Here is a 15,718-nt window from a genome sequence, read left to right as displayed (position 1 = left end):
CCTCACTCCCGTTTAGACAGCTATTTTACAAAAGGAGGGTTATAATAAAAATCAGTTTTTAATTACCACAACACTAAGTTATAAATCAGGCATTTATTTTCTCGCTGTTTTTATTATCGACACATTTATGCCCTGATAGAAAATCGCATCTATATTTTATTGAACCAACCCAAAAGGAATAAAATCATGACAATTACTTATGTTAAAACTGAACTTGCACCAGCCGATAATCAGCTCGCTGCATATATTTATTTTACCTCAGATACACCAGTAAGCTATTCTTACACTGTATCAAAAAGGACAACCAGTTCAACCAGCGTAGATTTTACCTATACATCGGATCTGATTTATGGTGTCTCTCAAACCATAAAAATCCCTGTTATTGGCCTTTATGCACAATATGCAAACAACGTCCAGGTCGTGTTTAAAGATGAAACCGGAACTGAAGTTTTCAATCAGCCATTCTCTATTAGCACGGTAGATCAGGTTTATGATACATCGGTTATCTTCCACCTCGATATTGAACAAACAGATCCTTCGCTATTTACATCTGTATGGGGCAATAGTTGGTTAATGCAATCTACTGGCCGTGGTTACGACCAAAATGGTGACCTGCGTTTTAACTTTGTATCGGCTTATCATCTTCAGCCGTTGCGAATTCACAATGGTTACATCTACACTGGTACTGATGAAGATATGTCGTGGTACGGTCGCCGCTTTTTCAAAATTGACATTCTTGGTAATGTCATCTTTGAATTCGATATGCGTGATTCTGATGGCAATCACTACTCAAACACTCACGATTTAGTCTGGGACTCCGCAGGCGATGTCTATATGTTTGGTAACGACATTCCTAATCGGATAACCAATACGCGGGGCCAGGATTCCCTAGTCATGAAATTCAACGATCAGACTGGGAAAATGATTTGGGCAAAAAATTATACTAGCGAGTATAGCGGCTCTCAAATCTTAAATAACAGCACCCCTAATGATATTCATTTAAACTCGCTGTCATGGATTACCAGTAGTCCAAATAATGAGGAAGCAGTTATTGTGCATTCCCGTTCAACGAGCACGACCTTTGGCATCTCTATTGTTGATGGTAGTATCTTGTGGGCGCTCGACACCGGTAATTTCAACCCTCAGTTTCCGGTAAATCCAGACACTATTCATATTGATAACTCCGGTATTACTCACTTTGAGAATGGTGCTCATACTGTGTGTATCACGAACAATAGTGCCTTTGCAGAATATATCGACCCTACCGTAGGTAAATTTGTTTTATCTGTCTTTGATAATAGATCTTGTCTTGATGCTGATGGAAATTCTGTTGTTCGCCCGATTAATGACAATGCAACAACCGATGCCTATTCAACGCCTCCGGCTCGTATTCTATTCTATGCTGTAGACATGGCGGCAAAAACAGCTTTGGAAATTCAAGCACCTATCGAACTACCAACAACCCCTATCGTCCAGTGGACTGATTTTATGGGTAATGTTTTTGACCATGATGATTACTTCTCTATTTTCACCAACCATGCCCGTTCATTCTTTATCTCCGATGTGAACGGCAATATGATTGCCAGTATCTACGATGTCATCGCGCTTCCTGATGGCGCACCTCAATTCCCAGGTGAGGGCTATCGTACAAGATTATTTAAAGATACGGAGCTATCTGAATTAATCACTACAGCATCAGTTACTGTTAATCTGTAAAATGATGTAATCATAAAAACAGAAGCAATTGAACATCATGTTTTAAAAACTATTTGTTCCAACTGCATATGTTAAAAGGGTTCATGTATCTACATGAACCCTTGACAATATATACAACACCTTTGCTATTGAAAACTGTCGATGATACTAATCGTCAGAAGGCGCTATTGTAAGTTTACCGTTATATTCATGCGCCAGAGAAAGTAACGTTTGCGTTACGCTCCCTGCTGATAATTTGGTGCTATGGATAAAATCCGCTTGTTTATATAACCAGTGAATAAAATGTCTGCTGGCCGTCAAAGAGAGCATTTTAGCATTACGGCTATCACCACCTGTTAACGGGCAAACCATCTTACGGTTTGTTCCCTGCACCCAAAGCTGCCACTGGTTTTGCCACCAGCCATGCTGTGTTGTTCTCTGAAAACTCCAGGGTACATAAATATCACTATCATTTATTTCCTCTTCTATAAACCAAAGCTCACCTTGCCGTTGGCGAAACAGTTCTGCCCAAACAGTAATGACGGCTCCCCGAAGAAAGCATTCGTGTGAAATAACATGCTTCTTTACCTTAGGAAAAAAGATGTTCAGTACTCGAAAATGCCCGTGAGCCGTGATAACAGGACGCAGAATAGCACCTCTGGCGTTGCGTTTGAGAATCGCACTTCCATATTGAATTTCATCAAACTGACTCCTACGTAGGAATTGCGTCTCGCGCATATCAACGCGATTTACGATATCACTATGATGTAAATCAGGCTCAGCATTCCCGTGCCAGCGATACCGTAAAGTCTCACCAACATAATGCTGAGTAAAATTTGTGGAGATATGCAGAACATTACCGCAGACGGCATCAAAACTGAGTAGAACATACAGTTTCTGTTCTGCACTGCCCCCCTGGAACGGCACAACTAGTGAAACAGTTTCAATTCGTTCTGGGGGGACTATTTTTCTTTGTTCTTGCTGTTTGGGCGTCCAGACTTTTCTGCAGACTCGGCATTGAACACGCTGTGTTCCCTGTGGGTTATGACCATAACAAATAATTTCTTTGCGATAACATTCAGGACAAAAATGACCGTTTTCTGAAGCATAGGCACTTAAGTGAACAGACAGCCATTCATTAAATTGCTGTTCATCAAACAGCGGGGGATAACTCCCGCATGCTCGACAGTGTAATGCAGGAAATCCCAGTCTGTAGTCTGGCCAACTGAAATCTGCACATGCCCATATGGGTTGCCCTAAATTGCGGCAACCATACGATTTACAGGTATTGATCGTAAACTGAGTCAATTTAAGTCACCAACGATTTAAACAGGTCGTTGATTTTAGCGAGTAACTCCAGACTACTTTTGTGAAAAAAATCACACATCATGTAAATATTTTCACATATAAAAACAATCCTAAACGTAATTTGATAATTTTTTAACTAACTAAAGGTGACTGATTGTGAAGGTGAAAGTAATTGCAGCAAGCATTCTGTTGACGCTACCGCTTTGGGCTTGCGCCAAGGATATAACCATCATTTATACCAATGATCTGCATGCTCATGTAGAACCTTATAAGATTCCCTATATTGCGGACGGAAAACGCGATATCGGTGGCTGGGCAAATATCACAACCCTGGTTAAACAGGAAAAAGCAAAAAGTAAAGCAACATGGTTTTTTGATGCTGGAGATTATTTTACCGGTCCATATATCAGTAGCCTGACGAAGGGAAAGGCAATAATTGATATTATGAATACAATGCCATTTGATGCAGTTACAATGGGAAATCACGAATTCGATCATGGCTGGGATAATACATTATTACAGCTTAGCCAGGCGAAATTCCCAATTGTACAGGGCAATATATTTTATCAGAACAGCGACAAAGCATTCTGGGATAAGCCTTATACCATCATCGAAAAAGATGGCGTGAAAATTGGCGTCATTGGTTTGCACGGCGTGTTTGCCTTCAATGATACCGTTTCTGCGGCGACGCGCGTAGGTATTGAAGCCAGGGATGAAATTAAGTGGTTGCAGCGCTATCTCGACGAACTGAAAGGTAAAGTCGATTTGACCGTGCTGCTTGTCCATGAGGGAACACCAGCCCGTCAGTCCAGTATAGGGGGCACCGATGTACGTCGTGCTCTGGATAAAGACATCAAGACCGCAAGCCAAGTTAAAGGACTGGACATTCTGATTACCGGACACGCACATGTCGGTACGCCGGAACCGATTAAAGTAGGTAATACACTTATCCTCTCGACCGATAGCGGCGGTATTGATGTGGGTAAACTTGTGCTGGATTACCAAAATAAGCCGCATAACTTCACGGTGAAAAATTTCGAGCTTAAAACCATTTACGCAGATGAATGGAAACCCGATCCACAAACGAAATCGGTGATCGACAACTGGAATAAGAAACTTGATGAAGTGGTGCAACAAACAGTGGGACAGTCGCCGGTTGAATTGACACGCGCCTATGGCGAATCGGCTCCGCTAGGGAATCTGGCTGCGGATGCGTTGCTGGCGGCAGCAGGTAAAAATACACAACTGGCTTTAACTAATTCAGGTGGCATCCGCACTGAGTTACCGGCGGGCGCGATTACTATGGGTGGAGTCATCAGTGTGTACCCGTTCCCCAACGAGCTGGCAACGATGGATCTCACCGGTAAACAATTGCGTAGCTTGATGGAACATGGCGCAAGTTTAACTAATGGCGTTTTGCAGGTATCTAAAGGCCTGGAAATGAAGTACGACAGTAGTAAACCAATCGGCCAACGGGTCGCCGAACTGACTCTTAATGGCAAACCAATTGAGGATGCGACGGTTTACCATATTGCCACCCAGAGCTTCCTTGCTGATGGTGGCGATGGTTTTACCACATTTACTGAGGGTAAATCGCGTAATACAACAGGCGGTTACTATGTTTCTAACGCGGTGATTGATTATTTCAAAGCAGGCAACACCATCACGGATGAACAGATCAAAGGTATGCGCGTTGCTGATGTGAAAAAATAATCTCCTTTTAGATTATTTAGTGAAACAGAATTATCTGGCTTAATCACAACGGCATCGATGCCTGTAAATTAACAAGCAAAGATCAAATAAAGCGCTAGAACATTAGTTATTTGAGCATTATTGATTCAACCGCAGATGAAAAAGGATTCATGTGTTCACATGAATCCTTTTGAAAGCACCACTAAATTTTATATAACCAAATGGAAACTAGTTATGCAAATAATAACAAAACTTAGTCTGATTACATTGTGCTTATCCGCAACGTTAGCTGCACCAATTAGTGCAAAGGATGTGACTATTTATTACACCAACGATTTACATGCCCATGTTTCCCCGGGAAAAATCCCCGCCGTTGATAAAAACCGAGCCGTAGGTGGTTTTGCTAACATTGCAACCATCGTTAATGATGCCAAGAAAAAAAGCAAAGATGTATTTTTCTTTGATGCGGGTGATTATTTTACTGGTCCATATATAAGCACCTTAACCAAAGGCGAAGCAATTATTGATATTATGAATACCATGCCTTTTGATGCTGTGTCGGTAGGGAACCATGAATTTGACCATGGCGTCGAAAATATGGTTAAGCAGCTATCAAAAGCGAACTTCCCAGTTTTACTGGGCAACGTTTTTTATACTGATAGTGATAAACCTGTCTGGAATAAACCCTGGACAATTGTCGAAAAAGACGGCATAAAAATTGGCGTAATCGGAGTACATGGAAAATTTGCGTTTTATGACACTATTGCAGCTAAGGCTTACGCTGGCTCAGAGGCTCGTGATGAAGTGCCTTACATTCAAAAAGGGCTTGATGCATTAAAGGGTAAAGTCGACATCATCGTGCTACTCATCCACGAAGGGACACCAGCGCGTCAGTCAAGCTATGGAAATAAAGATGTTGCCAGAATGCTGCAGGCCGATATCGATACCGCAAAGAAATTTAAAGGTATTGATGTACTTATCACCGGACATGCGCATGTGGGTACACCAGAGCCGATTAAAGTCAATGACACACTTGTTGTTTCAACAGATGCGTATGGTACCGATATTGGTAAGTTAGTCCTGGACTTTAACCCCAGGACTAAAAAAATTGATGGCTATAACGGCAAGTTAATCACTGTATTTGCTGATGAATATAAGCCCGATCCAAAGGTCCAGGCCAGGATTGATGTGTGGAATACTAAACTGAAAAGCATCACCGACCAGGTTATTGGATCGACAACGGCACCGTTCACCCGTGCTTACGGTGAATCCTCACCGATGGGTAATTTAGTTCTCGACGCCATGATGGCCAAAGCACCAGATGCCGTCCTGGGATTACAAAACAGCGGTGGGTTGCGTGCCGATTTTCCACAGGGAAAATTGAAATATGGTGATGTAATTACGACCTTCCCGTTTAATAACGATCTTGTCGAAATGGATCTTACCGGAAAGGATCTTATTAATTTAATGACCCACGCCACTAACCTTACCAACGGGGTTTTGCAGGTGTCAAAAAGTGTCCATGTTGTATATGACAGTAAAAAACCGTTGGGTGAGCGGGTTGTTAAATTCACCATTAATAACCAACCTGTAGAGCCTGCCAAAACATATCGGGTTGTTACACATTCTTTTTGTGCGACCGGTGGTGATGGGTTTGAAGCTTTCTTAAACGGCACGAATGTCAAAACTATTAACAGCACCAGTTCTTCAGAGTCAATCATTGATTACATTAAGTCCAGTAGCCCATTAAAACCGGATCTGGAAATGAGGGTGGTTGATATAAGCTCGGCTAAATAATCTCAATTAATTAGCGACAGATATATTTTTGCCCAACTGCATTTTAAATATATAAAACATATAATGCTATTTTTACACTGGGAATTATTTACATTTTCTCTTTAAAGATGGCATTTTAAAAAAACCTCAACAGAAGGATTCTGTTTATGTTAAAGAAGAATGAAGTATTTTTATTGGGAACACTTTTATCATTACCAATGGTAACACTTGCAGAGACAGGAAATGATGAATATCTGTCAGACTGGTGGCATCAAAGTATTAACCTGGTGGGAAGCAACTCTACACGCTTTGGGCCACAAAAACGAGCTGATTTATATCCAGAATATCGAGCATGGGCGCATAAGGATTGGTTCGATTTCTATGGTTATGCAGATTTACCTAAGTTTTTCGGTTTAGGAAATGTTAACGACAAAGGTATTTGGGATAATGGTTCTCCATTTTTTATGGAAATAGAACCTCGTTTTAGCATCGATAAATTAACAGGACTCGACTTAAGTTTTGGTCCATTTAAAGAATGGTATTTTGCCCACAACTATATCTATGATGCAGGTAGTAATGAAGGACAACGTCAGAGTACCTGGTACATGGGATTAGGTACTGATATTGACACTGGATTGCCGATGTCTTTATCTGCAGATATCTATGCGAAATATCAGGGAAATAATTATAACGCTGCCAATGAAAACGAGTGGGATGGATATCGTTTTAAATTAAAATATGTTATTCCAATTACTCAGTTTTGGGGCGGAAAGTTAAATTATGTAGGTTTTACTAATTTTGATTTCGGTTCGGATTTAAAAGAAAAATCAGGTGGCAAGCAACAATTTTACTCTCGAACCAATAGCTCGATAGTAACCACTAATGTATTGGCATTAGTTTATCCTCACTGGAGTTACAGTGCGAGCTTCCGTTATTTCTATCATGGTGGACAATTTGAAGAAGGTAGTAAAGCATTTAATACCAATGGAGGAGCAGTCTCTATAGATTCAACAGGATGGGCATATTATTTGTCCGTGGGTTACACGTTTTAATTAAGACAAATAAAGTGGTTGGTCATCGATTTTTTAAGAGATAGTTGATTCGACTGCAAATGGTAAAAGGTTCATGGGCATGCATGAACCTTTTATCTAAATGTCATACTTTATATACCTAAAAGGAACTAATTATGAAGATGAAAATAATTGCTGCGGGTATTCTATCGACACTCTCGCTCTGGGCGAATGCCAAAGATGTCACTATTATTTACACCAATGATCTCCATGCTCATGTTGATAGTTACAAACTCCCGTATATCGCAGATGGTAAACGAGATATCGGCGGCTGGGCAAATATCACTACCATGGTTAAACAGGAAAAAGCAAAAAATAAATCCACTTTTTATTTTGATGCTGGAGACTATTTTACCGGACCATATATCAGCAGTTTAACCAAGGGGGAGGCAATAATTTATATTATGAGGACTATGCCCTTTGATGCGGTATCCATCGGTAATCATGAGTTTGACCATGGCTGGGATAACCTCTTGCGCCAGTTAAGTAAGGCGAACTTCCCTGTTCTGTTAGGGAATGTGTTCCATAAAGACAGCGAGATACCTTTCTGGAACAAGCCCTATACTATACTGGAAAAAGATGGTGTCAAAATTGGTGTTATTGGGCTGCACGGTGTGTTTGCATTTAATGACACGATTTCAGAACTCTCAATACAGGGCCTCGATAACAATAATAACAATCGTTTTGATAAATCAGCCGCAGCCCTTAAAAACCAGGGGATAGAAGCGCGTGATGAGGTAAAATATCTGCAGCACTACCTGGATGAGTTACGTGATAAAGTTGATATCACCGTTGCTCTCGTTCACGAAGGTGTCCCGGCACGCCAGTCCAGTATTGGTAATACAGATGTCAGACGTGCGCTGGATAAGGATATTCAGACAGCAAGCCAAGTGAAAGGGCTTGATATCCTCATCACCGGACACGCTCACGTAGGGACACCAGAACCGATCAAAGTTGGGAACACGTTAATTCTTTCTACTGACAGTGGCGGTATTGACATTGGTAAACTGGTACTCGATGTTAACCCAGCAACCAATACTCATGAAGTAAAAAGCTTCGAACTGAAAACAATTTATGCTGATGAATGGGTACCTGATCCAACAACCCAGAAAGTTATCGATGGCTGGAATAAAAAACTTACAGATATCGTGCGCCAACCAGTAGGTGAGTCACCTATCATGTTAACCCGTGCCTATGGTGAATCCTCACAACTTGGTAACTTGTTTACGGATGCAATGCTGGTTGCTGCACCGAAAGCACAGATCGCACTGATTAATTCCGGCAGTTTACGCGCGGATATAAATGCTGGCTCGATTACCTTTGGCGACATTACCAGTACATTCCCCTTCAAGAATGAGCTTACAGAGATGGATCTCAGTGGCAAGGATTTACGTAATCTGATGGAACATGGAGCATCACTCACGAATGGCATACTACAAATGTCAAAGGGTGCTGAAATGCATTATATCCCGCAAAAACCAGTCGGCCAGCGAATAGCATCTCTCACTATCAATGGCAAAGCGATTGTGGACACGGAGACTTATCATGTAGCAACGACAACATTCCTTGCACTGGGAGGGGATGGTTTTCTGGCCTTTAAAGAAGGTAAAAATGTGCAAGTTCGTGCCGGGCATAATATGTCCGATGTCGTGATTGACTATCTGAAATCAGGGCACAAAATCGTTCCTGCACAAGTTAATGAAATGCGAGTCGAAGTTATTAAGCAATAAAAGATAAATATTGATGATGCAATCCATTTTATGGATTGCATCACTTCCTTGCATATTACAAAACAAATAAAAATAAAGTGATGAAAACGATAATGAAAAATTGCCATGTGATGACACCCCCCACCAGTGCATCCTGCAATTCACGTTGTACGTAATGCTTCAAGGCGCAACCCTGCCCGAACGGTATGGATATAGATGATGTGACGCTTCAACTATTTATTCGCCAGCAAATTGATACCCAGGAAACTGGCGATGTGATTTTTACCTGGCAGGGAAATGAACCAACGCTTGACAGATTTAACTTTTTTAAACGAGTTATCGAGCTGCAACAGCAATTTGCACAAGGTAAAAACATTATCAACACATTGCTAATCGACGGCATTCTGCTGGATGATAGCTGGTGTGAGCTATTCAAGAAAAATCAGTTTCTGATTAGTATTGCAGTGGATGACGATATTTCGTTGCAAGACAGTGTCTGCAAAACGATTTCTGGTAAACCTCTATATCATCTGATTGAAGAGGCCGTGAGGTTGCTGCAAAAACACGATCTTGAATTTAGTACGCGGACTGTCATTAACGCCATGAATAGCCAGAACCCGTTGCGACTCTATCATTATCTGAAGAATCTTGGCAGTCGCCACATGCAGTTTATCCCCTTACTTGAACCTCTTACGCAAGGTGGTGTGGATGCACGAAGCCTTACGCCCGCGGCATTAGGGACTTTTTTAAAAACGCTTTTTTACAGCTGGGTACGTCTGGATATCGGAACAATTAAAATCCCCATTTTTGAGCACGCTTTCGCTGCGTGGTGTGGGTTGCCTGCACCGACCTGTGCTTTTGCGCTCTTTGGTGATAGCGTGTTCGCATCGAAAATAAACGATGATTTGTACGAGTGCGATTGCCTGGTTAATCCAAAAACTTTGCTGAGTAACAACCATCAACCTGTTATAACTACGATACTAAAAAGCACTGAAAATCAAATAATTGAGCAGAACAAGCCGCTACTGGTAGCAGAGTGTATGAGTTGCAAAGTGAAATTTGCCTGCCATGGCGGTTGCCCAAAAGATCGCGTTGTGCTTTCTGAACGCGGCATCCCGGAGCTCAATTATTTTTGCGAAAGCTATCAGGTTTTTTTCACTTATATTGAGCCCTATATGTTAATGATGAAAGCTTTGTGGGAACAAAACTATGCACCTTCCGATATTCGTCAGTATTTGTCCTGACATGATTCTCAATACGTGGTGATGGATGAAACAGCCGCACCGACAGTATTTTGCAATACCAGGGCTATTTTAGCGTCCGGGATTTGATTAATCCCGGAAGTAGGCGTTTTAGTGTTCGCGGAACTGCTAACATAAATCAATGTAATTCATCCGCTACTTCACAACACCCTGCATCCCCACAAACAAATGGTGGTCATTCTGATGGTCTTGACAAAACAAGATTTCTGATCTAGCTCCCAGTCAGTTAATGACTAAGGCGATCCCAGTCAGAGGATCCAAATTTAAGAGGCCCGTTTAAGGAAACTTAAGCGGGCTTTTTGCTTATTAATTTCTTCAATCGTCTTATTTTTCATCTTGCCCTCTTGTAAGGGATAAAATCGTTTTATCTTCTCGTCTGTCGCGGTAGTCTCATTACAGTCGTTTATATCTCGACTGCAATGTGCGTAACCTAACTCCAAGACTAATAATTAAAAAACAGTACAGACAGGATAACTATGGATTCCACCCTCACCTCCACGGGTCCCCAGCAGGACACCTCATCGCTTAACCGTGCCCGACGTGCCGCACTCGGCAGCTTCGCGGGTGCCGTGGTCGACTGGTATGATTTTCTGCTTTATGGCATCACCGCCGCGCTGGTTTTTAATCGCGAGTTCTTCCCGCAGGTCAGCCCGGCGATGGGTACACTTGCCGCATTTGCCACCTTTGGCGTCGGATTTTTGTTCCGTCCGTTAGGCGGGGTGATCTTCGGTCACTTCGGCGATCGCCTGGGTCGCAAACGAATGCTGATGCTCACCGTCTGGATGATGGGCATTGCCACAGCGTTGATTGGTATTATTCCCTCTTTTGACACCATCGGCTGGTGGGCCCCGGTTCTTCTGGTTACGCTGCGCGCCATTCAGGGATTCGCCGTTGGCGGTGAATGGGGCGGCGCGGCGCTACTCTCCGTCGAAAGCGCACCAAAAAACAAAAAAGCATTCTACAGCAGCGGCGTTCAGGTGGGTTATGGCGTCGGCCTGCTGCTCTCGACAGGACTGGTTTCGCTAATCAGTTCGCAAACGACCGATGAGCAGTTTCTGCGTTGGGGCTGGCGCATCCCGTTCCTGTTCAGCATTGTGCTGGTTCTGGGCGCATTATGGATGCGTAACCGAATGGAAGAGTCGGCAGAGTTTGAACAGCAAAAACAACAGCAGACGCAAACCAAAAAACGCCTGCCGGTTGTCGAAGCGCTGGCCCGGCACCCAGGGGCATTTTTGAAAATTATCGCCCTGCGCCTGTGTGAACTGTTGACCATGTACATCGTCACCGCGTTTGCCCTGAATTATTCCACGCAAAATCTGGGGCTACCGCGCGAACTTTTTCTCAATATCGGGCTGCTAGTCGGTGGATTGAGTTGCCTGACCATCCCCTGCTTCGCCTGGCTTGCCGACCGATTTGGCCGCCGCCGGGTCTACATTATCGGTGCCCTGGTCGGTACGCTGAGCGCCTTCCCGTTCTTCATGGCCCTGGAAGCGCAGTCCCTCTTCTGGATAGTGTTCTTCGCGATTATGCTGGCCAACATTGCGCACGATATGGTGGTCTGCGTACAGCAGCCTATGTTTACCGGCCTGTTTGGCGCAAGCTATCGCTACAGTGGCGCGGGCGTGGGTTATCAGGTTGCCAGCGTTGTCGGCGGTGGTTTTACGCCTTTTATTGCCGCTGCATTAGTGACTTTCTCCGGTGGCGACTGGCACAGCGTGGCCATTTACCTGATGGCCGGATGCCTTATTTCGGCCGTCACCGCAATGCTGATGAGAGATAAGCAACACGCGTAAACCTTTGTGCGAAGGCCATCGGGTCTTCGCATAATCTTCCTCAACGTCTGACTTTTGTTTCACATTCCTGTGACATACTATCGGGAGAGCAGTACATCTGTGGAACAAGGAGACAGACATGAACAATAAGGGCTCCAGCCTGACACCTGCTCAGGCACTGGATAAACTGGACGCGCTGTACGAACAGTCGGTGAAGGCTCTGCGTAGCGCCATTGGTAAGTATATTGAAACAGGGACGCTCCCTGACGACATCGCCCGCCAAAACGGTCTTTTTGTTTACCCATCGCTTTGTGTCACCTGGGATGGCAGTGCCACAAACCCACCGAAAACGCGCGCATATGGCCGTTTTACCCATGCAGGCTGCTATACCACGACCATCACCCGCCCGTCGCTTTTTCGCCCTTATCTTGAAGAACAACTGACGCTGCTGTATCAGGATTATGATGCGCATATTTCCGTCGAGCCGTCGCAACATGAAATTCCCTATCCGTATGTAATTGATGGTTCTGAACTCACGCTTGACCGCTCGATGAGTGCCGGATTGACGCGCCATTTCCCAACCACCGAGCTTTCACAGATTGGTGATGAAACAGCCGACGGTACCTATCATCCGGCGGAGTTCTCCCCGTTGTCGCACTTCGACGCGCGACGAGTCGATTTCTCGCTGGCGCGACTGCGTCACTACACGGGAACGCCGGTTGAACACTTCCAGCCGTTTGTGCTGTTCACTAACTACACCCGCTACGTCGATGAGTTCGTGCGCTGGGGCTGCAGCCAAATCCTTGACCCGGACAGCCCCTATATCGCGCTGTCATGCGCGGGCGGGATCTGGATCACCGCGGAAACCGAAGCACCGGAAGAGGCCATCTCCGATCTGGCGTGGAAAAAACACCAGATGCCCGCCTGGCATTTAATCACCGCCGACGGTCAGGGGATCACGCTGGTTAATATCGGCGTCGGCCCCTCTAACGCCAAAACCATTTGCGACCATCTGGCCGTGCTGCGTCCTGACGTCTGGTTGATGATTGGTCACTGCGGCGGCCTGCGAGAAAGCCAGGCGATTGGCGACTATGTTCTGGCCCACGCTTATCTGCGTGACGACCATGTACTGGATGCCGTACTGCCGCCGGATATTCCGATTCCGAGCATTGCGGAAGTACAACGCGCCCTGTATGACGCGACCAAAGAAGTCAGCGGCATGCCGGGTGAAGAGGTTAAACAGCGGCTGCGTACCGGCACCGTCGTCACCACCGACGACCGTAACTGGGAATTACGCTATTCCGCTTCTGCACTGCGTTTTAACCTCAGTCGTGCCGTCGCTATTGATATGGAGAGTGCCACCATTGCAGCCCAGGGCTATCGTTTCCGCGTCCCTTATGGCACGCTGCTGTGTGTTTCCGATAAACCGCTCCACGGTGAGATCAAACTGCCTGGTCAGGCCAACCGTTTTTATGAAGGGGCCATTTCTGAGCACCTGCAAATTGGCATCCGGGCTATCGACCGGCTGCGTGCCGAAGGCGACCGGCTGCACTCCCGCAAATTACGTACATTCAACGAACCGCCGTTCCGTTAAGGCCTGAAGGTAACTATGCACAATTCAACTCCCCTTTCCGCCCTGCGCAGTCTGCTGTTAGCGCAGGGACTGGATGGCATGATTGTTCCCCGCGCCGATGCTCATCAGAGCGAAGATTGCACACCGCACGACAATAAACTAGCCTGGCTCACCGGTTTTAGCGGTTCCGCGGGTCTTGCATTGGTACTTCGCGATCGCGCGCTGATGTTTGTCGATGGGCGCTATCAGGTCCAGGTGCGTAACGAAGTCTCTCTCGATGATTTTGAAATCCATCATTTACACGATGAACCTCTGGCCGACTACTTGCAGGCTTACGTCACCTCTGGTGCGCGTATCGGCTTTGAACCTCTGCTGATGGTCAACAGCCAATTTGAAGCACTGTCGGCCACCCACTGCAAACTGGTTCCGATGGAACGCGATCCCTTCGACCAGATCTGGCTCGACCGTCCAGCCGCCCCCAGTGGTGTTATTCGTGAAATGCCCGTTGAGATAAGCGGCGAAAGCAGCACACATAAGCGCGAACGAATAGTAGAGCAACTGACTCAGTATCAGGCCGACGTGCTGGCGATTACGCTACCGGATAACATCGCCTGGCTACTCAATGTCCGTGGAGCCGATCTTGCGATGGTTCCGGTTCCTTTTTCGTTTGCCCTGCTCCATCGCAGCGGCGAACTGGAGTGGTTTGTTGATAATAATAAGACGCAGCAACTGCCCGCATCATTGCTGGAGACGGTCACGCTGGCCCCGCAAGAGAGTTTCCTTGCGCGCTGCCAGCAGTTGGCGGAAGGAAAACGCTTCCTCGTTGATAAAGACTACGCCCCGGTCGCGCTGCGCTTTGCTATTGAAGGACACGGCGGTGACGTCTTATGGGCCCCTGACCCCATTACCTTAATGAAAGCGCATAAAAATGATGTTGAACTGGCAGGGTATCGGGAATGCCATGAACAGGATGGCGCCGCATGGGTAAACTTTCTGGCCTGGCTGGCGCATGAGGTCCCTCTGCGCGAGGCAGCAGGTAATCCTGTCACTGAACTGGAAGCACAAGCCAAACAGCTGGCGTTTCGCCAGCAGCAGCCAGGATTTATCGAGCAAAGTTTCAGCACGATTTCCGCCTCTGCCAGCAATGCGGCGATGTGTCATTACCATTCCAGCGAGAAAACAAACACGCCCATCACCACACAGGCAATGTACCTGAATGATTCCGGCGGCCAGTATCAAAATGGCACTACGGATACAACAAGAACACTCGCCTTTGGTCCACAGGAACCGCAGCGGCGACTGCATTACACCGCCGTGCTGAAAGGGTTTTTATCACTGATCTCATTGCAATTCCCCAGCGGCACGCAGGGTCATCAACTGGATGCGTTTAGCCGTCGGGCGCTTTGGGAGTTGGGTCTGGATTTTGACCACGGCACAGGACACGGCGTTGGCCACCAGCTACTGATCCATGAGCAGCCTCATCGTATTGCAAAAAAAGTAAATCCCTGGCCGCTGGTGGCAGGTAACATTATCACCATCGAACCGGGCTATTATCTGGCTGGACAATATGGCATCCGCATTGAGAATCAGGTGGAGATTATCAACAGTCGCCCTGGCTTCTGTCGTTTCTCAACGCTGACGCTGGTGCCGATTGATTTGAATCTGGTTGAGCGGCATCTGCTGAGTGAGGCTGAAAAGCAGTGGATTGATGATTACCATCAACAGGTCAGAGAAACGCTATCGCCACGCGTGGGCAGCGACGCGCGCCCGTGGCTGTTCGCGGCGACGGCGCCGATACGCGTTCAGGCCAATTAATGCAATAAAAAAGGCAGCCCGCAGGCTGCCTTAGTTCTCCCCAACG

Annotated in this window: 10 protein-coding genes; 9 read left to right on the top strand and 1 reads right to left on the bottom strand. The window is 45.7% G+C overall.

Going from position 1 to position 15,718, the window contains the following annotated elements:
• Positions 1–186: 186 nt before the first annotated feature.
• Positions 187–1,716 carry an aryl-sulfate sulfotransferase N-terminal domain-containing protein gene (locus IB196_RS08565; protein WP_005127785.1) on the top strand — a complete coding sequence of 510 codons (1,530 nt, stop codon included), beginning with the start codon at positions 187–189 and terminating at the stop codon, positions 1,714–1,716.
• 147 nt (positions 1,717–1,863) lie between these two features.
• Here IB196_RS08565 and IB196_RS08560 read toward each other — a convergent pair whose 3' ends face one another.
• Entirely contained in the window at positions 1,864–3,003 is a 1,140-nt protein-coding gene (locus IB196_RS08560) for a cytoplasmic protein (RefSeq protein ID WP_182290277.1), read from the bottom strand.
• Between the two features lie 156 nt (positions 3,004–3,159).
• Between IB196_RS08560 and IB196_RS08555 the strand changes: the two genes are divergently transcribed.
• The 8 genes from IB196_RS08555 to IB196_RS08520 all read left to right on the top strand — a co-directional run bounded on the left by IB196_RS08555 (position 3,160) and on the right by IB196_RS08520 (position 15,672).
• On the top strand, positions 3,160–4,716 hold the full coding sequence (locus tag IB196_RS08555; RefSeq protein WP_005127787.1) for a bifunctional UDP-sugar hydrolase/5'-nucleotidase: 1,557 nt from the start codon (positions 3,160–3,162) through the stop codon (positions 4,714–4,716).
• A 213-nt stretch (positions 4,717–4,929) separates the two neighbouring features.
• Positions 4,930–6,492, top strand: coding sequence for a bifunctional UDP-sugar hydrolase/5'-nucleotidase (locus tag IB196_RS08550; protein WP_040230761.1), 1,563 nt, complete (start codon positions 4,930–4,932; stop codon positions 6,490–6,492).
• 197 nt (positions 6,493–6,689) lie between these two features.
• On the top strand, positions 6,690–7,523 hold the full coding sequence (locus IB196_RS08545; protein ID WP_223236933.1) for a nucleoside-specific channel-forming protein Tsx: 834 nt from the start codon (positions 6,690–6,692) through the stop codon (positions 7,521–7,523).
• 134 nt (positions 7,524–7,657) lie between these two features.
• Positions 7,658–9,271, top strand: coding sequence for a bifunctional UDP-sugar hydrolase/5'-nucleotidase (locus tag IB196_RS08540; RefSeq protein ID WP_188232091.1), 1,614 nt, complete (start codon positions 7,658–7,660; stop codon positions 9,269–9,271).
• A gap of 185 nt (positions 9,272–9,456) precedes the next feature.
• The gene (locus tag IB196_RS08535; protein WP_188232090.1) at positions 9,457–10,494 is read left to right on the top strand and encodes an SPASM domain-containing protein; all 1,038 of its coding nucleotides are present in this window, start codon (positions 9,457–9,459) and stop codon (positions 10,492–10,494) included.
• A gap of 494 nt (positions 10,495–10,988) precedes the next feature.
• Positions 10,989–12,305: a shikimate transporter gene (shiA, locus tag IB196_RS08530; RefSeq protein ID WP_040230699.1), complete on the top strand. Its 1,317-nt coding sequence runs from the start codon at positions 10,989–10,991 to the stop codon at positions 12,303–12,305.
• Positions 12,306–12,423: 118 nt separating this feature from the next.
• Positions 12,424–13,878 carry an AMP nucleosidase gene (locus IB196_RS08525; protein ID WP_005128994.1) on the top strand — a complete coding sequence of 485 codons (1,455 nt, stop codon included), beginning with the start codon at positions 12,424–12,426 and terminating at the stop codon, positions 13,876–13,878.
• A gap of 15 nt (positions 13,879–13,893) precedes the next feature.
• Complete coding sequence (locus tag IB196_RS08520) at positions 13,894–15,672, top strand: aminopeptidase P family protein (protein ID WP_040230698.1); 1,779 nt, start codon at positions 13,894–13,896, stop codon at positions 15,670–15,672.
• Positions 15,673–15,718: the final 46 nt, after the last annotated feature.

The organism is Citrobacter sp. C6_1 (genome assembly GCF_014596835.2).
Lineage (GTDB): Bacteria > Pseudomonadota > Gammaproteobacteria > Enterobacterales > Enterobacteriaceae > Citrobacter > Citrobacter pasteurii.
The sequence above is the reverse complement of the archived record's forward strand: the minus strand, read 5'-3'. Positions and strand labels throughout refer to the sequence as shown.

What these genes read in the sequence shown, in the direction of transcription:
- IB196_RS08525 (WP_005128994.1), top strand. Translation starts at nt 12,424, where the DNA reads ATGAACAATAAGGGCTCCAGCCTGACACCTGCTCAGGCACTGGATAAA.
- IB196_RS08545 (WP_223236933.1), top strand. Translation starts at nt 6,690, where the DNA reads ATGGTAACACTTGCAGAGACAGGAAATGATGAATATCTGTCAGACTGG.
- IB196_RS08565 (WP_005127785.1), top strand. Translation starts at nt 187, where the DNA reads ATGACAATTACTTATGTTAAAACTGAACTTGCACCAGCCGATAATCAG.
- IB196_RS08540 (WP_188232091.1), top strand. Translation starts at nt 7,658, where the DNA reads ATGAAGATGAAAATAATTGCTGCGGGTATTCTATCGACACTCTCGCTC.
- IB196_RS08520 (WP_040230698.1), top strand. Translation starts at nt 13,894, where the DNA reads ATGCACAATTCAACTCCCCTTTCCGCCCTGCGCAGTCTGCTGTTAGCG.
- IB196_RS08550 (WP_040230761.1), top strand. Translation starts at nt 4,930, where the DNA reads ATGCAAATAATAACAAAACTTAGTCTGATTACATTGTGCTTATCCGCA.
- IB196_RS08535 (WP_188232090.1), top strand. Translation starts at nt 9,457, where the DNA reads ATGGATATAGATGATGTGACGCTTCAACTATTTATTCGCCAGCAAATT.
- shiA (WP_040230699.1), top strand. Translation starts at nt 10,989, where the DNA reads ATGGATTCCACCCTCACCTCCACGGGTCCCCAGCAGGACACCTCATCG.